22 protein-coding genes are annotated in these 23,127 nt (G+C 44.8%); 8 read left to right on the top strand and 14 right to left on the bottom strand.

Annotated elements, in window-relative coordinates:
• Window positions 1–25: 25 nt before the first annotated feature.
• The gene (locus tag R7190_RS15715) at window positions 26–1,243 is read right to left on the bottom strand and encodes a response regulator (protein WP_005380276.1); all 1,218 of its coding nucleotides are present in this window, start codon (window positions 1,241–1,243) and stop codon (window positions 26–28) included.
• A 187-nt stretch (window positions 1,244–1,430) separates the two neighbouring features.
• Here R7190_RS15715 and R7190_RS15710 point away from each other — a divergent pair, with 187 nt between their 5' ends.
• Both R7190_RS15710 and dinB read left to right on the top strand, forming a co-directional pair.
• Complete coding sequence (locus tag R7190_RS15710) at window positions 1,431–1,664, top strand: DUF2789 domain-containing protein (RefSeq protein ID WP_005380277.1); 234 nt, start codon at window positions 1,431–1,433, stop codon at window positions 1,662–1,664.
• 76 nt (window positions 1,665–1,740) lie between these two features.
• Window positions 1,741–2,805, top strand: coding sequence for a DNA polymerase IV (gene dinB / locus R7190_RS15705; RefSeq protein ID WP_025998728.1), 1,065 nt, complete (start codon window positions 1,741–1,743; stop codon window positions 2,803–2,805).
• Here the strand turns inward: dinB and R7190_RS15700 are convergent.
• On the bottom strand, window positions 2,802–4,727 hold the full coding sequence (locus R7190_RS15700) for an ATP-dependent DNA helicase RecQ (RefSeq protein WP_182038629.1): 1,926 nt from the start codon (window positions 4,725–4,727) through the stop codon (window positions 2,802–2,804). The genes dinB and R7190_RS15700 overlap by 4 nt on opposite strands.
• A gap of 76 nt (window positions 4,728–4,803) precedes the next feature.
• Between R7190_RS15700 and R7190_RS15695 the strand changes: the two genes are divergently transcribed.
• Both R7190_RS15695 and R7190_RS15690 read left to right on the top strand, forming a co-directional pair.
• Complete coding sequence (locus R7190_RS15695; protein ID WP_005380280.1) at window positions 4,804–5,283, top strand: GreA/GreB family elongation factor; 480 nt, start codon at window positions 4,804–4,806, stop codon at window positions 5,281–5,283.
• A gap of 61 nt (window positions 5,284–5,344) precedes the next feature.
• Window positions 5,345–6,088, top strand: a complete 744-nt coding sequence (locus R7190_RS15690) for a YggN family protein (protein WP_005380283.1) — start codon at window positions 5,345–5,347, stop codon at window positions 6,086–6,088.
• A 90-nt stretch (window positions 6,089–6,178) separates the two neighbouring features.
• Here R7190_RS15690 and R7190_RS15685 read toward each other — a convergent pair whose 3' ends face one another.
• Window positions 6,179–8,725 carry an Ig-like domain-containing protein gene (locus R7190_RS15685; RefSeq protein WP_186584712.1) on the bottom strand — a complete coding sequence of 849 codons (2,547 nt, stop codon included), beginning with the start codon at window positions 8,723–8,725 and terminating at the stop codon, window positions 6,179–6,181.
• 378 nt (window positions 8,726–9,103) lie between these two features.
• Between R7190_RS15685 and R7190_RS15680 the strand changes: the two genes are divergently transcribed.
• Window positions 9,104–10,468 carry a sodium-dependent transporter gene (locus tag R7190_RS15680; RefSeq protein ID WP_171346133.1) on the top strand — a complete coding sequence of 455 codons (1,365 nt, stop codon included), beginning with the start codon at window positions 9,104–9,106 and terminating at the stop codon, window positions 10,466–10,468.
• A 104-nt stretch (window positions 10,469–10,572) separates the two neighbouring features.
• On the opposite strand, the gene R7190_RS15675 is transcribed toward R7190_RS15680, so the two are convergent.
• From R7190_RS15675 to tsaA, 5 genes are all read right to left on the bottom strand, one after another.
• Window positions 10,573–10,764, bottom strand: coding sequence for a DUF4250 domain-containing protein (locus tag R7190_RS15675; RefSeq protein ID WP_005380289.1), 192 nt, complete (start codon window positions 10,762–10,764; stop codon window positions 10,573–10,575).
• Window positions 10,764–10,970: a YaeP family protein gene (locus R7190_RS15670; protein WP_005391765.1), complete on the bottom strand. Its 207-nt coding sequence runs from the start codon at window positions 10,968–10,970 to the stop codon at window positions 10,764–10,766. Before R7190_RS15670 ends, R7190_RS15675 begins: the two co-directional genes overlap by 1 nt.
• 111 nt (window positions 10,971–11,081) lie before the next feature.
• Window positions 11,082–11,750 (bottom strand): tellurite resistance TerB family protein, encoded by a 669-nt coding sequence (locus R7190_RS15665; RefSeq protein ID WP_005380291.1) that lies wholly within the window; start codon window positions 11,748–11,750, stop codon window positions 11,082–11,084.
• A gap of 178 nt (window positions 11,751–11,928) precedes the next feature.
• Window positions 11,929–13,644, bottom strand: coding sequence for a proline--tRNA ligase (locus R7190_RS15660; RefSeq protein ID WP_186584714.1), 1,716 nt, complete (start codon window positions 13,642–13,644; stop codon window positions 11,929–11,931).
• Between the two features lie 111 nt (window positions 13,645–13,755).
• The gene (tsaA, locus tag R7190_RS15655; protein ID WP_005380294.1) at window positions 13,756–14,451 is read right to left on the bottom strand and encodes a tRNA (N6-threonylcarbamoyladenosine(37)-N6)-methyltransferase TrmO; all 696 of its coding nucleotides are present in this window, start codon (window positions 14,449–14,451) and stop codon (window positions 13,756–13,758) included.
• 123 nt (window positions 14,452–14,574) lie between these two features.
• On the opposite strand from tsaA, the gene R7190_RS15650 reads away from it, so the two are divergent.
• The 3 genes from R7190_RS15650 (at window position 14,575) to R7190_RS15640 (ending at window position 16,780) form a co-directional block, all read left to right on the top strand.
• Entirely contained in the window at window positions 14,575–14,835 is a 261-nt protein-coding gene (locus tag R7190_RS15650; RefSeq protein ID WP_005380295.1) for a type B 50S ribosomal protein L31, read from the top strand.
• Window positions 14,836–14,838: 3 nt separating this feature from the next.
• The gene (gene ykgO / locus R7190_RS15645; protein WP_005380299.1) at window positions 14,839–14,964 is read left to right on the top strand and encodes a type B 50S ribosomal protein L36; all 126 of its coding nucleotides are present in this window, start codon (window positions 14,839–14,841) and stop codon (window positions 14,962–14,964) included.
• Window positions 14,965–15,193: 229 nt separating this feature from the next.
• Window positions 15,194–16,780 (top strand): AbgT family transporter, encoded by a 1,587-nt coding sequence (locus R7190_RS15640; RefSeq protein ID WP_005380301.1) that lies wholly within the window; start codon window positions 15,194–15,196, stop codon window positions 16,778–16,780.
• Window positions 16,781–16,886: 106 nt separating this feature from the next.
• Here R7190_RS15640 and R7190_RS15635 read toward each other — a convergent pair whose 3' ends face one another.
• The 6 genes from R7190_RS15635 to R7190_RS15610 are packed head-to-tail and all read right to left on the bottom strand — an operon-like array spanning window position 16,887 to window position 23,117.
• A complete protein-coding gene (locus R7190_RS15635) occupies window positions 16,887–17,960 on the bottom strand; it encodes a hypothetical protein (protein ID WP_186584716.1) in 1,074 nt (357 codons plus the stop codon).
• Window positions 17,957–19,069, bottom strand: a complete 1,113-nt coding sequence (locus R7190_RS15630; protein ID WP_186584718.1) for an ATP-grasp domain-containing protein — start codon at window positions 19,067–19,069, stop codon at window positions 17,957–17,959. The genes R7190_RS15635 and R7190_RS15630 overlap by 4 nt, the downstream gene beginning before the upstream one ends.
• The gene (locus R7190_RS15625) at window positions 19,057–20,325 is read right to left on the bottom strand and encodes a F390 synthetase-related protein (protein WP_390904731.1); all 1,269 of its coding nucleotides are present in this window, start codon (window positions 20,323–20,325) and stop codon (window positions 19,057–19,059) included. The genes R7190_RS15630 and R7190_RS15625 overlap by 13 nt, the downstream gene beginning before the upstream one ends.
• The gene (locus tag R7190_RS15620; RefSeq protein WP_186584721.1) at window positions 20,313–21,176 is read right to left on the bottom strand and encodes an MBL fold metallo-hydrolase; all 864 of its coding nucleotides are present in this window, start codon (window positions 21,174–21,176) and stop codon (window positions 20,313–20,315) included. Before R7190_RS15620 ends, R7190_RS15625 begins: the two co-directional genes overlap by 13 nt.
• The gene (locus tag R7190_RS15615) at window positions 21,145–22,131 is read right to left on the bottom strand and encodes an NAD-dependent epimerase/dehydratase family protein (RefSeq protein ID WP_186584722.1); all 987 of its coding nucleotides are present in this window, start codon (window positions 22,129–22,131) and stop codon (window positions 21,145–21,147) included. Before R7190_RS15615 ends, R7190_RS15620 begins: the two co-directional genes overlap by 32 nt.
• The gene (locus R7190_RS15610) at window positions 22,128–23,117 is read right to left on the bottom strand and encodes a ketoacyl-ACP synthase III (protein ID WP_186584723.1); all 990 of its coding nucleotides are present in this window, start codon (window positions 23,115–23,117) and stop codon (window positions 22,128–22,130) included. Before R7190_RS15610 ends, R7190_RS15615 begins: the two co-directional genes overlap by 4 nt.
• Window positions 23,118–23,127 lie beyond the last annotated feature (10 nt).

Here is a 23,127-nt window from a genome sequence, read left to right as displayed (position 1 = left end):
CAGAGCAAGACCACACTGATAGTCATTAGGACGAAGAAATGATTTGGTTACGTCCGTTCTCTTTGGCCATGTAAAGTCGCTCATCCGCCACTTTTATTTGTTGTTCCAGCTCCCCCTCGATGTTGCTTACACCAATACTCGCGGTCACAAGAATGTTTTTGTCCAAATAAGTTATTGGCGTTTTTTCTATGCGCTGTCTCATTTGTTCTAAGCGTGTTAGAAAGCCGTCATAGTCGCCACTGGCTTGAATACAAAACTCCTCGCCACCAAGCCTAGCGACAATATCATTTGGAAAATAGATTTTTAGAATATTCGCTATCATGACTAACACTGCATCGCCGCCCTCATGTCCGTGTGTATCATTTACTTGCTTAAAGAAATCGATATCAAGCATCGCGATGTTTCTTTGAGCGTTTTCTACATGGGGTTGCTCAAACAGAAAGCGGCGGTTCCATAAGCCCGTTAGCGCATCTTGATTTGCCATTTTAAACAGTTCAGATGTTGCGTCTTTGATATCTAACAGTTGGTGAATACGGCAAAAAAATTCTTCTTGATTAAATGGCTTGTATAAAAAGTCATTGGCCCCTGCTTTTAGAAACCTAGCCGTCATGGTCTTAGAGTTACTACCCGACAAGCCGAGAATGGCTAATTGATTTTTATCCCACTTCCGACGTAATTCACGCACCATAGTAATGCCATCTTTAACGGGCATATCATGGTCGGTTAAAACGAGAGTGATATCTGGATTTTGCTCGACAAGCTCTAGGGCTTTTTGCCCATTGTCAGCTTCCAACGTCTGAATATATTGATGCTCCAAAAGTTGGGCAATGTGTCTTCTTACGGTGTGTGAATCATCAACGACTAAACATTTGTGTTGTTGATTGTTGGTTAGTCGCTTGAGGAGTGGTAATAGATAGGAAACGGACGCCATGCTGTCTTTCAAAATATAGTCGAGGACACCTTTTGCGAGCATCTTTTCGCGAGTGTCTTCTTGAAATCGAGCCGTTAAAACAATGACACGATGACCATGTTCCAAAACGAGGTCAATAATCTCGCCATCTTGAGCATCCGGTAAACAATAGTCTAAAACCGCACAGAAGAGGTCCTGTGCTGAAGATAACAAGTTCTTTGCCTCCGCGTAGCTTTCTGCTGCGATGACCTCATAACCAGCTTGGCTTATTGTTTGGCAAAGAAAGTTTTTAAACGCACGACTATCTTCAACAACCAGAATCTTATTACTCAAGCGCAGTCCCCAAAATTAATTGTTTAAAATCAATGATAACTAAAATTAAACTTATCGCCATAAAAAAACACATGTCAACCAAAAGTAGAACAACTACTCAAATGTTTGACACGCATCCGTTAACATCACATCATTATTCCTGTCTTAGTTATATAATTATCTTTAGCTAACGTAGGGAGAAAGTAGTATGGAAATGCATCAACATGGTATGGCTGAGCTATTTCAACAACTGGGCCTCGGTAGCTCTCCTCAAGAAATGAAAGATTTTATTAATCAACATCGACACAAAAGAGATTCTGCGCCTTTACATGAAGCTAGCTTTTGGACGATGTCACAGGCGAACTTTCTAAAACAAGCCATCGAAGAAGATGCAGATTGGGCCGAATTGGTCGATCAACTGGACGTAATGCTTCGAGATTGACGTTCGCTTAAACACGCCCATTCCTCTTCAGGTAGATTTGATTTATACTGTTTTTTTGAACAGTACTTTGATGGCTATGTCAGATCGAATTAGAAAAATTATTCATGTCGATATGGATTGTTTTTATGCTGCCGTAGAGATGAGAGATAACCCCAGTTACCGTGGCATTGCACTCGCTGTTGGCGGACATGAAAAGCAGCGTGGAGTGATTAGCACCTGTAATTATGATGCGCGTAAATATGGTGTTCGCAGTGCAATGTCAACGGCGCGCGCGCTGCAACTCTGCCCTCATTTGTTGGTTGTGCCCGGTAGAATGCATGTATACAAGCAAGTCTCTCAGCAAATTCGTGCTATTTTTGAGCGTTATACGCCTATCATTGAACCTCTCTCATTGGATGAAGCATACCTCGATGTAACTGACTCGACAGCTTGCCGTGGCTCCGCAACGTTGATCGCAGAGTCAATTCGCCGTGATATCTGGAGTGAACTTGGGTTGACGGCATCGGCGGGCATTGCTCCGATTAAGTTTCTTGCTAAGGTCGCGTCAGACATGAACAAGCCCAACGGTCAGTTTGTGATTCCGCCAGAGAAAGTCCAAGAGGTTATCGATAGTCTTCCGTTAGAGAATATTCCTGGCGTGGGAAAAGTGAGTCTTGAGAAGCTCCACCAAGCCGGTTTTTATCGATGTGAGGACATTAAAAACAGTGACTATCGAGAGTTGTTGAGGCAGTTTGGTCGTCAGGGTGCCTCCTTATGGCAGCGAAGCCATGGAATTGATAATCGAGAAGTCGTTGTTGAGCGCGAGAGAAAGTCCGTCGGTGTGGAAAGGACATTCAGCCAGAACATCGCAACCTATGGTGAATGTTGGCAAGTGATTGAGGAGAAACTTTATCCTGAACTCGAGAAACGTTTAGAGCGTGCAAGCCCAGATAAGTCGATTATTAAACAAGGTATTAAAGTCAAATTTGCCGATTTTCAACTGACAACAATTGAGCACATCCATCCGCAATTAGAGCTTGAGGACTTCAAGATCTTGCTAAGAGATATTCTTAAACGCCAAAATGGACGGGAAATTCGCCTTTTAGGCTTGAACGTGATGCTCAAGCCCGAAGACCAAGCGCGTCAATTGAGCTTTTTTTAGGCCCTTACCGTTTCTACCTGCGTTAATACCTGCTCAAAACTTACGTTTGCCATTGCACCATAACCTGCTAGCTTTGAGGCTTTTAGCTGGCTAATCAAAGGAGTGCTGATTCCGCACAAGAAGCGAGCAACGGCATCATTACTGATGGCCGATGGGGAAAGCTGAATAAACTCCTGCGCCCATATCGATACTTGAGATTGTTCAATATCTTCAGGTTCTGGTGCTGTGAATGTGGCGACGTGACCACGACACACGGAGCAGTGACCACATTGCTTTGGTGCATCGTGATCCGCAAAGTAGTTCGCCAATTGTGAGCTCAAACAGTGCTCGGACTGGAACAAGTGCAGCATGGTGTGGATTCTTTCGATATCTTTGCTTTCTTTGGATTGGAACAGTTCAGACAGTTGTTGGATTAAAACATCCGAGCTCTGTTTGGTTGGCATAACTGAGTACACGTCCGTCAGTTGTTTGCTCTCTAGTTCTATCCAGCCGTTCTGGTGAAAATAGTCGAGCGCTGCGACAACTCGGCTGCGTTCCGATTGATAGTTCATCCATAGCGCTTCTAGATCAACTTGGCACCACACTTTGGCTTTTTGTGAGCAGGAAAAAATAGCCTCCACAAATTGACGTCGCTCGCCTTGAAATTGATTCACAATAAATTGCTGATCGTGCAAAAACTTAAACCGATATTCCGCAAAGTAACTGTACTTTGCTTCAATGACGTTATGTAGCTCCAAATAAACCAACAAGGTTTTGAGTGGCAATTGGCGGATATTACTTTCACGCGACAAACGCAGTGGCACTACCTCCCATTGTGGAGCATGTTCTTTCGCTTGCTCGACCACATAGTTAATTGACGTAAATTCTGGTGTGTCACCATAGACAAAATTCTCCAACACCGTTAAGCCGGACGTATTGCCTAGCAGAATGCACTCAGAGCGTTGCCCGTCCCTGCCTGCACGTCCAATCTCTTGTGCGTAGTTCTCGATTGATTTGGGTAAGTCGAAGTGAATGACGCGTCGAATATCAGATTTATCGACCCCCATACCAAATGCAATCGTTGCAACAATACAGTCAATTTGGCCATCCATGAACTGCTGTTGGATTTGTTCACGAACGTCGCTTTTCATGCCAGCGTGGTATGCGTGAGCGTTAATGCCAATATGGATTAATGACTTTGCTACTCGTTCTGCTGTTTGCTGCTGCGTCACGTATACGATGGTCGGAAGCTTAGGTGAAGAGGCGATGATCTCACTGAGCTGTTCTTGTTTCTTTGTTTCCTCACACGGGATCACCGAGATATCCAGATTAGAGCGGTAGAAGCCTGTAACGGTAATATGTTCACTGGCAATATCGAACTTTTTTTGCATGTCTTCAATAACTGCAGGCGTTGCCGTTGCGGTGAGAAGTAAAGACTGTGGGATGTTCAGTTCACGTTGATATTGCGGTAGTTTGAGATAATCTGGACGAAAGTTATGCCCCCATTCGGAAATACAGTGCGCTTCATCAATGACCATCAAAGAAATCGGTACTTGGCGAATGAATTCACGAAAACGCTCATTTTTTAGTCGCTCAACAGAAATCATCAAGATTTTGATTTGTCCATTCTTCACGCCAGCCATGACCTGTTGTGCTTCTTCTCTACTTTGACTGCTATCGATAGAAGCGGCCGCGATTCCTTTACTTTGTAAAAAGCTCAGTTGATCCTTCATTAACGCCAACAACGGAGAGATCACCAACGTAAGGTTGGGTAATATGGTTGCAGGTAGTTGATAACAGAGTGACTTCCCCGAGCCTGTAGGAAAGATTGCCGCAGCAGAGTAACCATTCATAACGGCTTCAATAACGGGTTGCTGACCTTGGCGTAATGAGTCAAAACCAAATACAGATTGAAGTGTTTGATGCAGCGAGTCACTTTGCATAATAGGGAAACCTTTCTTTGATGGTAAACTTGGCTACATTAACACACCCCGAATACTAAACGCGCGTCCTAAAAGTATGAACAAAGCTGACTTAGTCCAAATTATCATCCAACATCTGGAAGAAAAACTTCAAGTTGCCCATTCATCGGCTCAGCGAGCTATCGATGCCGCCACAGATGAAGAAACTGTTCCCGAGCACAAGTACGATACATTGGCACTTGAAGCCGCGTATCTTGCTCATGGACAAGCCATGCGAATTCAAGATAGTGAAGAGGAGTTGCGTCAATATCGTTCTTTAGTGACTCGTAACTTTAAGAATGCGCCTGTTGGTGTTGGTGCTTACGTTGTTCTCGCAGATGAGAATTTGATCGAAAAGCACTTCTTTGTAGGCCCTTGCTCTGGTGGTTTGACTGTTCAATATCAGACTCTGGAAGTCTTTGTCTTAACAGCCAAATCTCCTCTGGGTCGAGCGTTGTTCGGGAAAGAAGAGGGTGATGAGGTTGACGTGAAAATAGGAGATAAAACAACTTGTTACGAAGTCGTGACGATTTGCTGACATCTCATGTATCACTCAGTGTTATGTTTAACACGAGTAATGTTAAATAAAAGAGAATGACATGAAAAAGCTTTTTACACTCTCATTGCTGATGGTCAGTGCTACTGGTTATGCAGCGCAGTGTCGTGTGGACATCAATAATGAAGTCCGTATGGATGGGCAAAGCTTGGAAATTCGCCAAACGACAGGTGATAAAGCTGTCGTGGATGAGGATAACAACCTCTTCATCAAAGGTGAGCTAATTGAACTCAATGCCGACCAAAAAGCGGCAATTGAAGACTATCGCGAAAAAATGAACGCGTATATTCCACAAGCAAAGCAATTGGCGAGTGATGGTTTAGCGCTTGCGAATGATATTATTGATGATGTTGCGGAAAGCCTCGATGCACCTGGTGCGTTTGATAATGTAAAAGTCGCAGTAAAGGACTTTTTCGCTGATGTTGAATCACGTTACTACAAAGATGGTGATTTCATCCTGCCTGCGGAGAGTTTTGAGTCTATGACACAAGGGTGGACTGAAGACTTTGCAAAAGCACAAGAGATCTTCAATAAAGAGTTTTTAGCCAGTTCGTTGGATGCTTTATCGAAAAAAATGAAGGAAGAGGGAGGGATAAACCTCACTGCATTATCAGAGAGTATGGCTGAACTCAGCGCGAAAGTAGAAGAGCGTTTAGCCGAGCATTCGAAAGAGGTAGAACAACAAGCAGAAGACTTGTGCGATTCGCTGGATGACATGGCAGGGCAAGAAAACGATCTGTTGAAGAAAATCCCTGAGCTAAAAGATTACCGAGTATTTACGATTTAATTACTCATTAAAAAGCAAAAACTCGATGAGATAAAGAAAGAGAGCACTATTGTGCTCTCTTTGCGTTTTACTCGCTTATTCTTTGATAGCTTATTGCGCATTCATCTCGGTGAGTTTATCGCCGACAGGTTTTGAGAAGTTAAAGCCATCATGCTGATCCCAGTTGATAGACCATGTCATTACTCCTGCATAATTCGGGTAATGGTACGCTGGTTTAACGGTGCCACATGAAGTGCCTTTGGTTAAACAATCTAGTGCGTTGATAATATTCTGTGTTGGAGCCTGCCCTGAATTTGCCGAGCTAGGACCTGAAGGTAAACCGATTGCGACTTGATCATCGCGCAATGGTGCAAATTGAGTGCCGTCGGCCAACTCAAAACCTTCGATAAGCATTTTAGATTGCGCTACCATCATATCCACAGAGCCTTCTGGTGCACTGCCTGGCAGGTATGGGTTTGGCAAACCGCCGTTGTTATATAACTGGACGTGAAGCAAGTCGAGCGTGCTGCGTGTCTCGTTTATCACAGGAATGTAAGCTCCCCAAATACCGCTGTAAGCTACATAGCCGCCTTGAACATAAGGGTGCTCAGGCGCCATGGTTAGGTACATATCGCCACCCATGTTTTGCTCTATTTGAAGCAAAGCACGACCAAGGCGAGCTTGAATTTGCGAGCCATGAACTAAGTTAGAACCACTCTCTAAATCCACATCTAGACCATCAAAGCCCCAATCAGCGATAAGACCTGTTAGGCTAGAGACAAAGTTTGCTTCATCTTGGTCGGTATTCAGCGTAATCGTGCCTTCTGCGCCGCCAAGAGAGAGAACAAACTTCTTACCTTTAGCTTGAAGCGCTGCCATGTCCTGCTTGAATTGTGTTGGATCGAGTGCTGGACAATCGCTGTAAATATCGCCTGAATATAGATTAAAGTGCACAGTGCCATCACTGTTGCGATCATTTTCAGCAAAGGCAATATCAATCACATCCCAAGCATCTGCCATATCTGCTAGACGAATTGGACAGCCCGCACCATTTACAAAATTGTGCCAGTAACCGATGAGTTTATGGCGTTTCTCTACTTGCTCAACCACCGTTATTGCTGCGGCGTCAGACAATGCATTGCTTCCTGACAAATCCACAGCTTGGGCGCTAACTGTAAAGTTACCAAGTGCAGTTGGTGTCCAGTTGGCTGTGTAAGGTGCCGTGGTATCGGTTGCAACAATAGAGCCGTTGATCATGAAATCAACGTGTTTAATGCCTGAAGTTAAAGACGTTGCATCGGCGCTTAATGCGAGGCTTTTGCCTAATCCGGTGGTCTGACCGCTGCTTGGTGAAGTCAGAGAGACGACCAAATCTTTATCGCTGACTTCCACACCAACCAGGGACTCTGACGTGTTGTTATCATTATCGGTTGCGACGGCTTTAAGCTGGTTAGCGCCAATAAGTGTGGCGTTCCAAGTAACGGAATATGGCGCTTGAGTGGTGACCCCTAAGCTGGTGTTGTTCGCAAAAAACTCAACTTGCGTGACTGTGCCATCAGCATCGCTTGCGTTTGCCGTGATTTCGTTATTGCTGCCAGCGAGCACGACTTGTCCATCCGTTGGTGCCGCAATGGTAACTTGCGGTGGTGTCGAACAAGCACCTAGGCCACTCCAAGCATCTTGCCAGTATAGCCCTTCACCAGGCTCGTAAGCCCATGTCGCATCCGAGGAGCACCAACCAGCAACATCACAACGATATTTTTGGTTGAAGTGAGAAACCAGGTCGCCAGCTTGATAACTTGTGCCTGCCACATAAGGTACTGCATCTGGACATCCGCCCGTTCCGGTTTCTGAATTACTAATAACCAGCGCTACTTCTTGGCTCATCGTTGCGAGGTTTGTATCATCAGTCGCTTGTGCTTTGAACGAGTATGTACCTGGACTAGCGGTCCATTGATATTCGTAAGGTGCGCTAGTATCAATGGCGACAGATTGATTGTTTACGAAGAACTCAACTTGTGTGACCACACCATCAATATCGTCAGCTTGAGCGGCTACGGTTAGGTTATCGCCTACATTAAGCACTTCTGTGCCTACTGGGCTTGTCAATGAAATGCTTGGTGGCGGTAATTCGACTTGTGGTTGAACTTGGATAGAAATCGTCGTGGTGCTAACAGCTCCCTCATTATCTGTCGCAATTGCGGTCAATTGCGAGATCCCTTCAATAGCTGTCCAAGAAGCTTCGAATGGTGCTTGAGTTACCACAGCAACGGTTTGGTTGCCTGCAACAAACTCAATTTGTGTGATTTGGCCATCTTCGTCAGCTGCGTTGGCTAACAAAGTGATCGCACTGCCTTCGGGAATTTGTGCGTTGTTTATTGGAGAGGAGAACGACACCGTTGGTGATAAATTGTTGCTTCCACCATCACATTGCCCTAACGCTTTCCATGCTTCCCAAGATCCTGAGTTGGTCACGGGATCATTGCCTTGCGTCCAATATGCAGCCTCATAAGCGGCTCCTTGCGTTTTTACTAAAGCGCCCGATGTATAAGTCGCAGTGCTGTCCCAGTCGGGTAGACTTTGACAGTTATAGGCTTGAGCTTGGTAGCTGGCGCTGAGTGCTACAACCATCGCTCCGTGAAGTAGGGTGACCTTCATTTTCCTCTCCTTGAATCATGGGTATAAATGAGAACAGAGTAATAACTAGCTGATAAATAGACATTAGGGGGAAAAAGCGAAGCACAATATTCTGCTTTTCGACACAGTATCACGAGGAACAGTTCGTCCCTTACACCAGAGCTCATTATTTTTCGGCTCACTTCACGGCAGAAGGATTGGTAAAATTCAGCCACGTAAAACGAACAACAGTCGCGAGGCTTTTGAGCGATGAATATGAGATGTACGTTAAAATTTACAAGCTGAATGACTACAAATTGTTTCAACTGTCGAGGATTTAACCGAGGTGCTCTTGTTGAATAGTGAATATTGCTATAGTGTACTAGTTAGCTAGTTCAATGATATTTTTGTGTGAGTAGTATGACACAGCAAACCTCTTCTCAGCCTCGCGAGCATTTTGGCTCTCGTCTCGGGTTCATCTTAGCTGCCGCAGGTGCCGCAGTTGGCCTTGGCAATATTTGGGGCTTCCCAACTCAAGCAGCCAGTAATGGTGGCGGTGCTTTCCTATTAGTTTATTTGGTGATGATTCTTATCGTCGCATTTCCGATGCTGGTGGTTGAAATGGCGATTGGTCGCCATGGTCAAGCCAACCCTGTAGACAGTATGCGTGCAATCACAGATAACCCTACCAGTAAAAAGCTCGGCGGCATTGTGGGTTGGATTGGTTTAAGCGTACCAAGCGCTGTCTTAGCGTTTTATTCAATTGTTGGTGGTTGGTTGATCTGCTTTTTACTGGGTGCAATCACAGATCTAATGGGGTTAGAAGCTGCAACTCATTGGCTAAAGGGCTTTAGTGTTGAACGTAACTTGTTCGGAACCATTACTTTTTATGTACTGACGATTCTCATCGTACAAGGTGGCGTAAAACAAGGTATTGAGAAGTGGTCCACACGTTTGATGCCAGCATTGTTTGTTCTGTTTGCTCTGCTATTTGCTTACATCATGACGCAAAACGGTGCGATGGAAGGTCTGAAACATTACCTAGTGCCGGATTTTGAAAAGGTATGGGACCGCAAGTTGATTCTTGCTGCAATGGGACAGGGCTTCTTCTCGCTTACGATCGGTGGCTGTTCAATGCTGATTTACGGATCTTACTTGAGTAAGAAAGAAAACCTACCAAAGATGGCGATGAACGTGACCATGGTAGATACTGCCGTTGCTTTCATTGCAGGGTTAGTGGTGATGCCAGCGATGTTTGTAGCAATGCAAAAGGGCGTTCAAATCTATGCAGAAGATGGCTCTCTCTTAAGCTCAGATACGTTAGTGTTTACGGTATTGCCACTAATGTTTGATAGTTTAGGTTTGCTTGGTCAATTATTCTCTATTGTGTTCTTCTTATTGTTGACGATTGCGGCGCTAACGTCTTCCATTTCAATGTTAGAGTGTCCAGTGGCTTTAGTGAGTGAGCGCTTCAATACTAAGCGCAGCGCAACGAGCTGGGTTTTAGGTGGTCTCATTGCTTTGTTCAGTGTGGTGATTGTTTATAATTTTGGTGCTCTATTTGGTATGGTCGCGACGGTTGCTACTCAGTATCTACAACCAACCGCTGCGCTCTTATTCTGCTTATTTGGTGGTTGGGTATGGAATCGCAACTCAAAAATCAAAGAGCTTGAGCAAGGTTGCCCGGAGTTTACGCAAGGTTGGTTTGGTAAGTTATGGCCTGCGTATGTGAAGTTTGTATGTCCAATTCTTGTGGCGACAGTCATCTGGGCTTCATTTGGCTAACCGAGACGTCTATCGAATAAAAGAAAAGGGCTTGATGGTAACTCATCAAGCCCTTTTTCATATTGGTTATTCTCGTTTCGGTTATCCGCCAAGCATGGTGTGGATTAACGGAATTGTCCTGCTTCTGGAAGAAAGTCAAAACCAGCAGAAGCCAGTTTTGTCTCCAGTGCTGTGCGCTCGATATCGAAGAAAGCCACCAGTTTGTCCAGATCACCTCCGAAGTCATCGCGTAGCTTCATATTCACAATGCTCATCAGCATGACAGGGTCCATGGATTCAAAGTTCGCTAGATTCATTACTTATCCTCAAAATCTGAAATCAGTAGGTTTGCCGCAGCAAATGCCGCTTTTTCACGCACTTCTTTAGGCAGGGACTCATCCGCTGCAACATCGTTCAGTGCTTTAACTGCACATGAAATTGCTTGGGGAATATAAGCTTGATCGCCACTACCAATCTGAGCATAAAGCTCACGAACCAGTTCACAACAGCCGTATACTTGCATGTTTTCTTTCCACTAAATGATAACTTATCTCAATATACACACAGCGGATTTGAAACTCAAAGTACAGAGTTGTTTTGGCTCAAGTTGAAGGTTTGCTTGAGCGAGATTTAATCACTGCATTTGTGCTTCTAACTGCTGAGTGACTTCTGGTGAAAGTTGAAGTTGTTTTGCTAGTTCTTGCAGATACGCTTTTTCCATAAAGTTTTGTTCATCAGCGACGATCAAAGACGCCAGGTAAATTTCTGACGCTTGTTGAGGAGAGGTCGCCTGATTAGCAATTTCAGCAGGATCAAGCGGTTTGTTTAACTCTTGCTGAACGAGGTGACGAACGTGCTCATCTGCGCCCATATCCGCGAGAGCTTGTTCAATGCGAGCCATTTCCTCTTCATCAACGTGACCATCAGCTTTTGCAGCTCCAATCATTGCTTTTAAAATTAAGACACTGTGTTTACTGTCATCGGGGTCAAAGGTTTCTTGAACACCTTGACCGGATTGCTTGGCTTGCCAGTCGTTATACACTTTGTAGGCCAAGGCTCCAAGCGCAGCTGCGCCACCGACTTTTAATGCGCTTGACCCTATTTTTTTAGTCATTTTTTTACTTTTCTTTGAGCCCATCAGCATACCGATGAGGCCTCCGCCTACAGCACCTGCTCCTAGCGTTTTTAGGCTACTTGAATTTGATGAGGATTTGATGTTGTTGGTTTGTTTGCCCAATGCATCTGCACCTTGCTTAAGTAAGTCTGATTTGAGTGCTTGGTTTAGAAGACTTTTTAAATCCATAACTGACCTCCTTTAGATGATGAAATCAGTTTAATAGCAAGAAGCTGAACCAAAGATTAACAAAGTGAATAGTTCGAAAAAGGTGGAGGGAGGATGTTGAACTGTAATAAAAAGGGCTGACCGAAGCCAACCCTTTTTAACTATTTGAAACTACTTCAAATGCGAACTCGTCTAGTGCTTACTTTAGTTGAGCTTTTACGTGCTCAACAATGTCAGTCATTGCGACTGCTGTTTTCTCACCAGTAGCACGGTTCTTGTATTCGAAGTTGCCTTCTTTCATTGAGCGGTCACCGATAATAATGGTATGCGGTACACCAATAAGCTCCATGTCAGAGAACATTACGCCTGGGCGTTCTTTACGGTCGTCAAATAGCACTTCGATGCCCATTGCTGTTAGCTCAGCGTACAATTTCTCAGCGGCTTCTTTCACTTCTTCTGACTTGTGCATGTTCATTGGAACGATCGCTACCTGGAATGGTGCGATTGCATCTGGCCAGATGATGCCGTATTTGTCGTGGTTTTGTTCAATAGCAGCCGCTACTACGCGAGTGATACCGATACCGTAACAACCCATTTCTAGGATGACGTTCTTACCATCAGGACCCAGTACACCACAGTTCATCGCTGCGGAGTAAGCGCTACCTAGTTGGAAGATATGGCCAACTTCGATACCACGCTTAAGCTGGATAATGCCCTTGCCACATGGGCTTGGGTCACCTTCCACAACGTTACGTAGGTCTTCAACTTGACCAAGCTCTACATCACGACCCCAGTTAATACCGAAGTAGTGTTTGCCATCGATGTTCGCGCCCGCACCGAAGTCGCTCATTACCGCAACGCTGCGGTCAACAATGAACGGCAGTTTAAGGCCAACAGGGCCTAGTGAACCAGGGCCTGCACCGATAAGCGCACGAATTTCTTCTTCAGATGCCATTTCCAGCGGAGCTGCAACCTGAGGAAGGTTTTCTGCTTTCACTTCGTTCAGTTCATGATCACCACGAATAATAAGCGCGATGATTGGCGCATCAACTTCGTCAGATGCTTTCACAAACAGTGTTTTCACTGTTTTTTCAATTGGTAGTTCGAACTGCTCAACCAATTCAGCGATTGTTTTCGCGTTTGGCGTATCAACCAACGTCATTTCTTGTGTTGGTGCCGCAGCCTCAGAGGCTGGAGCTAGTGCTTCTGCTTTTTCAATGTTTGCCGCGTAATCTGACTCGCTAGAAAATGCGATGATATCTTCGCCGCTTTCAGCCAGTACGTGGAACTCTTGAGAGCCGCTACCACCGATAGCACCGCTATCTGCAAGTACAGGACGGTAATCCAGACCCATGCGATCGAATGCTTTACAGTAAGCATCATGCATTGCGTCGTATGACTTTTGTAGTCCGTCTTTATCAATGTCAAAGCTGTACGCATCCATCATTGAGAATTCACGTGAACGCATTACGCCAAAACGTGGGCGTCGTTCGTCACGGAATTTAGTTTGGATTTGGTACAGGTTTAGCGGAAGCTGTTTGTAAGAGCTCACTTCATTGCGAACAAGGCTAGTGATCACTTCTTCAGCGGTTGGGCTAAGTACAAACGGACGAACATGACGGTCAGTAAAGCGAAGTAGCTCAGGACCCATCTTTTCGCTGCGGCCTGTCTCTTCCCATAGTTCAAACGGCTGAACAACGGGCATCAAAGTTTCGACTGCGCCTGCATTGTCGATTTCTTGACGAACGATGTTTTCGACTTTACGCAGTACACGTAGACCAGTAGGTAGCCAGGTGTATAAACCTGAAGCCAGCTTACGGATCATACCTGCACGTAGCATGAGCTGGTGGCTCACTACTTCTGCGTCGTTTGGAGTCTCCTTCAGAGTAGAAAGAAGATAATTACTGGTACGCATTAAATTTATCCGTTTATTTAAGTTAGATACTCAAGCTTGAATAAGCAGGAGTATGGGAGTTCCCTAAAGGGAAATTTGTTAGCCGTCTATAATATCAGCCAATTGCGTTTGTCAAAAGCTTTCAATAGCGGTAACCGTTATTAAGTTGCTTGTTGCTGTGAACTTTACGTTCAAGTCGAACAAATTTACCGCATATTCTTTGTCGTCCGGCTTGTTTTTCTTATATGCAGGGCGAGGATCTTGTGCCAGAACTTGTTCAATGACTGATCTTACATAGTCAGTATCGGATCGATTTTCTATCGTTGCTAATGCTTGAGCAGAAAAGGTGACTTGTGACTTTTCTGGTTCTTGGTCTGCGTATCCGCCTTGTGCTTCCGAAATAGAATCCGAATAGGGAATATAAGGCTTAATATCCACAATCGGTGTCCCATCCACGAGATCTACACTGCCTAAATCAAGATAGATTTGATCGCCTTGCTTAGTGACTCCTTTCACTTCAACGGCTGACATTCCGATTCCGTTTGGACGGAAAGTCGAGCGCGAGGCAAAGACACCAATTCGTTCATTGCCGCCTAATCGTGGCGGACGTACAGTTGGTTTCCAACCAGCTTCCAGATTCTGATCAAATAGAAACAACAACCAAACGTGAGAGAACTGTTCTAGCCCACGCACTGCTTCAGGGCTATTTGCTGCACCTAACAGTTTTACGCGTGCTTTAGCCTCTGGTACTAAGCGTGGTTGGCGCGGAACTGCAAACTTTTCTTTGTACGGTGTCTCAATGACGCCGATGGGTTCGATGGAATACATGATGGACATCTTTAAGAATTCATTGAGATGAAAAGTATCACAAATTTCTCTTGCTTTTCTTGTTGATAATGATTATTAATTAAAATGTTATAACATAACAATTTAATTGAAAGGAAAAGTATTATGAAACCAGGAATCCACCCTGAATATCGTCCTGTGGTGTTCCACGACACCAGTGTAGATAAGTACTTTGTCGTTGGTTCTACGTTGAAAACGGAGAGAACCATCGAATGGAAAGATGGCAAAACTTACCCTTACTTTACGTTAGATGTGTCGTCAGCTTCTCACCCGTACTACACCGGTAAACAGCGCGTTGTACAAACCGAAGGTCGCATTGCGAACTTCAACCGTCGTTTTGGTCAATTTAAGAGCGAAAAGGAATAAATCATGAAGGTAGTAAAATCATTAAAAAGTGCAAAAAGTCGTCATCCGGATTGTCAGATTGTAAAACGGAGAGGGCGTCTTTATGTCATTTGTAAAACGAACCCGAGATTCAAAGCTGTGCAAAAGTAATCAACCTGCATATATCTAACTTATGGTTTTGTTTGATTGATAATGTTGAGTTAATTATTTTACATGGATGAAATATCTACATTTTTATTCAATGTTGGTTATAAATGCCTCTGTTCGTCACAGTTTGTAACATTTAGGGCTTTTATTTGACCTTCTACTCAAGTACCCTTCGCACGCTTTTTGACATTTTTGTCACATTTGCATAGGAATAAAAACAAGGAGGGAACAGATGAGTTCATCTGATTCAATTAAACAAAACTCGCCTAAGAAGCCGCTGTTTACGCGCTTTTTGGATACTGTCGAATATTTGGGGAACTTATTACCCCACCCGATCACACTATTTGCCATTTTCTGTTTAGCCATTCTGGTGATGTCGGGTATTGCAGGATACTTCGAAGTTTCCGTAGTTGATCCTCGTCCTGAGGGTGCAAAAGGTCGTGCCGCGGATGGCATGATTCATGTCGTTAGCTTGCTTAACGCTGATGGCCTTGAACTAATCGTTACCAATCTAGTGAAAAACTTTGTCGGCTTTGCACCTTTGGGTACGGTATTGGTTGCGATGTTGGGTGTTGCTATTGCTGAATACTCAGGCTTGCTATCTGCAGCAATGCGTGGCTTAGTAATGGGTGCATCTCAACGCATGGTAACAGTGACGGTCGTTTTCGCGGGTATCATTTCAAATACGGCATCAGAGCTTGGCTATGTGGTACTTATTCCACTGGCTGCAATGCTGTTCCATTCTTTAGGTCGTCATCCACTTGCCGGTCTTGCTGCGGCGTTCGCTGGTGTATCTGGTGGTTACTCAGCAAACCTACTTATTGGTACGGTTGACCCGCTGTTGTCAGGCATTACTGAAACGGCGGCGCAAATGATTGACCCAACTTACACTGTTGGTCCAGAAGTTAACTGGTACTTCATGTTTGTGTCGACATTCTTCATTGCAATCACAGGTGCGTTTGTTACTGAAAAAATTGTTGAGCCAAAGCTTGGCAAATACAGTGAAGAAGAAGCCTCAGAAGATTTGTCGAACGACAAAATGGGTGGCTTAACAGACATTGAGAAGAAAGGCCTAAAACTAGCAGGTGTTGCTGTACTGGTTGTTTCAGCGCTGCTTGCTTGGACGGTTGTTCCAGAAGACGGCATTCTACGTTCTGATGCAGGTACAATTGCAGGTTCACCATTCCTGAAAAGTATCGTGGCATTCATCTTTGTGTTCTTTGCTATTCCAGGCTTTGTGTTTGGTAAAGTTGTTGGCACGATGAAGACGGATCGCGATGTAATTGATGCAATGGCGAAATCTATGTCTTCTATGGGCATGTACATTGTATTAGTTTTCTTTGCGGCTCAGTTCGTTGCTTTCTTTAAATGGACTAACTTCGGTCAGGTATTCGCGGTTGCTGGCGCTAGCTTCCTGCAAGAAATTGGCTTAACTGGTCCAATGTTGTTCTTTGCCTTCATCCTGATGTGTGGCTTTATCAACCTAATGATTGGTTCGGCATCGGCACAGTGGGCAGTAACGGCTCCGATTTTTGTTCCTATGTTGATGCTTGTTGGTTATGCACCGGAAACGATTCAGGCTGCTTACCGAATTGGTGACTCGACGACAAACATCATTACTCCAATGATGAGCTACTTTGGTTTGATTCTTGCCGTAGCGACTCGTTACATGAAGAACTTAGGTATCGGTACGCTGATCGCGACCATGCTACCTTACTCAATCTGCTTCATTGTAGGTTGGAGTGTGCTGTTCTACCTATGGGTATTCGTATTTGGTTTACCAGTAGGCCCTGGCGCAGCAACATACTACACACCGTAGAAAACGGTTACCTCACACAGCTCCATTATAAAAAGCCTGCGAACGTCGCAGGCTTTTTTATCGATTGAGACTGTGTACGCAGGCTTACCTGATTATAGATGTCGGTTTATAGCTGAAAACGCATCAACAAAGGGCGATAAAAGTGCTGAGTGAGCCAGCACAAGCTTTTCCAAATTATGCGTTTGTACCAAGGTAAGTGCGCAATATAAACATAGCTAAATTCAATTTCTGGCCGGGCTTTTCTGTTGCGTTTAAAAGCCGGAGCGCCTGAGCTCATATTAAAGCGACGCTGGTATATCATTGCATGGCGGATGGTATAGGCCGATATTCGACGATACAATGCGAGGCGTTGTGGCTTATTGGTATCGTAGCCAAAAATTGGGCAAGTCATATCATTATCAATTTCTACAATGCCTAACGTAGCCAGCATCTCTTCTTGATAAAACAGTCCCACTAAATGTACTAATTTGTTCTGGCTCGCCTGTTTTAAATATTGGCTTGAAAACTGGATGTTATTGAGACTGTATTTATCAAGGTAAAGCATGTCATATAACTCTTTGGCACGCTGAAACTCTTCATCAGTGGTCAGTGGCCTAAACTGCCAATCTTTATCATTAAGCAGTTTGAAGTCTTTCGTTAAATCTCGGTTGAAGCTGAACGCTTGCCAATCATCAAGTAAATACACTTGTCGTGTTACCAAGCTTTGCCATTTTGGCTGCTTCAATCGCTGAATTAAGTGTGAATGCTGACGCTGGTTGAGGGATCGAAGCACCAAGGGAAAGGTGGGGTATTGATCGAGTGCGACGCGACGCAGTTCATCGAGATTTAAGGCTGCCCATTGTTCGCTATACATATTGGTGGACAAGCACTGATTGTTGAGCGTTTGGACTTGATCCAATCTAGCCAATGATAAGATTGGTTTAGTCATATTAATAAGTAACTTACATACCCATCGAACAGCCACATTTTTGACTTTGTGAAGCTCTTCTTCGGCGTAGCCACTAAGTAGTGTCATAGGGGAGACTGCATAACAGTTGTTTGGTATTTTTGGTGTTACGGAGTAGGGAATGGCAACATCATCGATATAGTAGCAACCAAAGCTTGCTGTGCATTCATCAATGGGATTCGACTGCATAAGAGTGATAAAGGTTTGATGCCATTCTTGAGAGGAAAGTGTCATGAGTTCAATGCCTCTCCATTCCACTCAATATCAACGGTAGAAGCGTCGCTCCACTTCGTCTTGTTCTGCCTAGCTAACCGGAGTAATTCAAACATACTCCGGATTTGGCTCCCGACCGGTAAGTTATGCTGTTGCATCACATTCACTCCAGACCACCAATCTTGCCAAGTTCGAGCCTTGAACAGGGATAACCCACCTTCAGCGATGAGTGTTATTGGCCCTAAATGATGCAGTCGCAGTTTGGAAGGGGCAGTAAATGCCATATTAGGGAGCAGTTGACTGCATCTAGACGAGAGTAGGTGCAAACCACTGGTGGCTCTTGGGTTACATTCAATCACGTAGAGTTCATCTTGTGATTTGATGAAGTCAAACGACACTTGCCCATGATAAGTATGACGTTTACCAAAAGCGGCGATAAATGTATCTAGTCGTTCGCACGAGATCGGCTGAAAAGCACTGGCGGCCGAGCCGTTTACACAGTATTTCGGCACATAAGCTTGGTGTGCTTTAAGGTCACCATGTTCAAAAATGGCATAGTTACACACCGGAGTCCCATGGATTTTTTGTTGCTGAACCCAAGGGTAAAGGGGCGATATCGTGGCGGCAGAAATAGACTGAGTTGTCACATCTCTTATTACTTGCCCGCCAAACCGAGAGTAAACGGGCTTTAGAACGGTTCTCTTATTAATTTCAATCTCACTTTTATCAGCGACCAAACGAGTTTTTGGAAGTGTGATTTCTGGCAAACTTTGAAGCTGTTCAAAGACGGTCAACTTGTTGTGCAGGGCATTGAGTAGTCCCACATTGGGCAGAAAAAAATCTACTTCTGGGCATTGTTTGGCAACATGAGCCAAGTAATACACTTCTTCACAAGTGGGTATCACCATATCAATACGCATCTGAGTAATGATTTTTAGGATCTGCTGTTGATAGGTGGGAAACGCAAATCGAGGCGAAGCGGTGGGGATATAAGACTCGATGCCTCGCAAAAACGATCCTAGAGGTTTTTTTAGCGAATCGGTGAGAGTTACGTCATGTCCATGATGCATACACATGGTTGCCCACTCTAGTGCAACTGGTGATCGGGCTCCGGTGATTAAGACCCGCATATGTTCACCACACGTCGTTGTTTATTCATTGGCGTCCAAATAGGCGCAGGGCGGTAACTAAATCTGACAGGATCAAGCCGCAATTGGTCAAACAACTTTATCAAGGCTTGATGTATAACCCGATGGTGGTGAACATCCGCTTCAATTTGAATGGCTTGTGACCCTGTTTGGGTGATTCGGTAATCCACGCGACCTTTGGCAAATAGTGTTATAGCGCGGTAGATGAGATCTGGTAACACCGTCACTGGGACGTGGTTTGCGTTTAGCGTGAGGCGATCACCACATCGTCCGGCAATCGCGCCAAGAGGTTCAAATACGCCATTATCCTGTTTATTCTCAATAATATCGTCGAGCTGATAACGAATAATGGGCTGAGTTTTACGACGAAAATCGGTGATAATTGGGCTGTAATGAGTACGTTCGGTATTCAGCCAATGTTTTTCGATGTAAACAACATCTTGATTCCAGCGCATTTGTCCATGCTGATCAGTACATGCAAGAAAACCTTCGGTACATTGATAGACTTCATGGAGTTCGCTGTCGAACCGTTGAGAAATAAAGTGACGGTCACTCTCAGTTAGGACTTCTGCACCAGAAATGATCCGCTGTGGTTGAATTGCGGGTTGACCAAATTGACCGCTGAACTGGGCGCAGAGCTGAAGAGCTTGCGCACTACCAACCAAAAGCGTGGGTTGGAACTCATCCAACTCTTTTATCCATTCTTGGTAAGGTTTAGTTAAATCCGCATAAAAGAATGTGACAGGGCCTTTCGCGACGGATTTATACAGTGGGCTGTTGGCGCGCAAGGCTAGCGCAATTCGGTGCTTTTGCCATAGGTTGGGCAACAGGCGAGCCAATATATTGCCAGCCCATAGTTGCGTTTCCTGTTTGTCAGCAAGAAACAACCCGCGCATGCCTGATGTGCCCGAAGAAAGCCCAACAGTAACATCGCCAACTTTCGAAGCGGCGAAGTTGCGTGACTGTTCTGCTTCGACTGCTTGTTGCATTAGCTGTTCAGCATCTAAGCCTTTCGTATTCAACTCCGAGAGGTTCTCCATCATGGTTTGCTTATTCATGATAGGGAAATCACTAAGTGCTGCACCTTGAAGTGAGCGGTAATACGGTGAATGACAGCATACCCAATCTAGGTGTTGCGTTAAATGTTGTTGCTGCCACGCTTCGACTTGTTCCCTTGAACCGAAAGGGCGGTAGCGGGTTCGCCAGAATTCTGAGATAAGCGTTATCACTTCATCCACCTTTCTTTGATTAGCTGCTGGATAGTTTCCTGACAATGTGAAGGCACGAAGCGAACAAAGTGGTGGGTTTGTTGGTAGCAACTTCTCAACTCGGAGAGGGTGTTTTTATAGGCCTTTGTGTCATCGCAAAGCATGTTAGCCAGCCAATGCTGATCGATATTTTCACTCAAGCTCTCAATTAACCAACATGCATCGGCGAGTAAGAACATCCAATCTCGTTCTCTTTTAACTAATAGGCCCACTTGACCCGCAGCATGGCCTGGCAAGCTAACCATATAAATGAATCCGTCGTCGAACATGTCTTTACAGAGCAAATTAACACCTTGGCACTGAGGAAGAATTTGGCTGATTGGTACAGAAAAGTCATCATGAATGAATAAGTTAGATTCAAGTTGTGGAGGAAGTAGAGCTTTTAGGTATCCTTTTCTTACGCCTCCAATTCGACCACTTTTAGTAATTGCATTCACCCCTTTTTGTTGGCAATGCAATTGAGAGTGGGGAAACTCAGACACGGCAGCAATGTGATCAGCATGGAAGTGGGAGAGCACCAAGTGTTCAATATCATGAGGTTTGAGACTTTCTTTTGCTAACTGCGCAACAATTCCGTGTTCTTTTTTATAGCGACAAGGTGTTGTCCAAGCATAAAAACGTTCAGGGAAGGGACGAGTCGCGCTAAAAAAGTGCTCGTGATATCCCGTGTCAAACAGGATGTTGCCTTGTGTTGGGTGCTGAATTAACGCAACGGCTGCCGGAAATGCTCTAGGCTTGATACCAGAGCCTGGTTTGACAACAAAGCCTGGGTGTACGCAGTGTCCAGCCTCAAAGATTTTTATTTTTAGACCAGTTTGCATACTGCTGTATTCCTTCTTGAATTGAAAAAAGCGGTTGGTAATTCAGTGCTTGTTTCGCCTTGTTGATATCCAGAGTTTGATGGTAGTTAAACAATCCTGCGCTGTATGAGGTGAGCCTTGGTTCTGGCTGATGTGGTAAGTGCCTTCGTATTTGCTCACTGAGCTTTAATAATGGTGATACAACGCCGTATGGTAATGATTGTAACGTTACTTTTAGGTTTAACCCCTCACATAAAGCTTGCAGAACAGTCTCAATTGGCATTGGTTCGTTGTTGGAAATGTTGAACACATCACCATGCTGAAGTCGGTCTGCCTGAGTGCAAGCGAGCATCGCTGCATGGGCAACGTTGTCGACATAGGTCAGATCAACCACAGGATTTCTACCCGATGGCAGAAGCAGAGTGTTGTTTTTTATCGCCTTAAGCACTCTTGGGATAATCGCGCGATCATTGGGTCCAAAAATGCCACGCGGTCTTAAAATGATCGCTTTGCTTTGGCCTTTTACGGCTTCAATTTCCGATAGGTATTTTGTGTGTGCGTAATCATTACACCAGTATGAAGCTATGGCGTCGGTTTCTCGAATATTCCAACGGTCTTGATGGTCAAAGTAGACGCTGGTGGAGGAAATATGGATAAAACGCGAGATTTGATAGGTATTAGCCGCATTGACGAGGTTTTTGGTGGCATCTACATTGGCTTGATAAAACGCCTGCCACTTTCCCCATGGGCTTGAGAGAGCGGCACAATGGATGATTGCATCCATACCTTGGCATACCGCATGAACTGCTGAGTGGTCTCTTAAATCGACTATATGTGGGATAACATCGAATTGCTCGGCGAGTTGTTTAGCGATGACTGTGTTTCGTGCTGTAAAGTGCAGTTCATGCTGCTGGTGAAACATTCTCAGAATTGCGCTACCCAACATCCCGCTGCCACCAGTGACCAATATCTTCATAGTTTTAGCACTCCCATCCCTAGTGACAACCCTGCGGCGGTGCCAGCTAATAACACATGTTTTCCTGCGGCTTCTGGCTGATTACGCAGCCAGTGTAAGTTAATTGGGAGTGAGGCGGCAACTTGGTTTCCCAAAGTCGAAAAGTGATTAACGGTTTTCTCTGTTGGTAGCCCGGTGAGTGAAGGCAGTTTTTTTAATCCATGCGCGCTGGCTTGATGAGGAAGAAAATAATCAATATCGCTGAATGTTACCGGAGAGGCGTCAAACCCTTTTTTTAGAAACGCTGGTAAGGCTTTACGCACATGTTTAAAGAGTGCTTTGCCCTCCATCTCAAACTGGCAACTTTTTAAATAGGCTTGATGCTCAGAGGTATGCGGATTGATATGACTACCTCCGCCCTTAATTTGACAAAATGAATACCCGGTATGATGCGTTTCAAAGTGACTGGTGAGCAATCCATCATCGTTGCGTTCTTCGAGCAAAAATGCGGCGGCACCGTCTGCGAATAGCGTTGCAACTTCTGGTTTGAGCGTAAAATTTCGATTCAGTGTGATGCCAGTGGCGAGTTCGCTGGTGACAATAAGAATCCGACGGTATCGTTTTGCTAAGAATAGACTCTGGGCAAGATCAAGCGCAGAGAGAAAGGATAAACAGGTGCTGTTCAAATCAAAGCTTTCTAGCCATGTTGGAGCGTCTAACGCGGCGAGAACCGCTGAGGCGTCGTAGGGTAGAGACTGGTGGTGTGTGCCGCTAGCGTAGATAAGAAGATCAACGGAGCTTAAGGTATGTGTGTTTCCTAAACACTGCTCTATTGCCTGCACCGCCATGTAAATAGCGGTCTCTTTTGTATTGGCTACATGACGATATTCAACGTCGAATTTATTTCGGCAGGTCCCTGGCGCTAATTTTAGGAAGCGATCCATCTCTCGATCAGACCATTGATTCGTTGGCAGGTAGCTTCCACTGGAAACGATGTTAAAGCCCATTATTCTCTAT

It is taken from the genome of Vibrio sp. 1078-1 (assembly GCF_033340475.1).
This window is presented reverse-complemented; position numbering and strand designations above follow the sequence as displayed.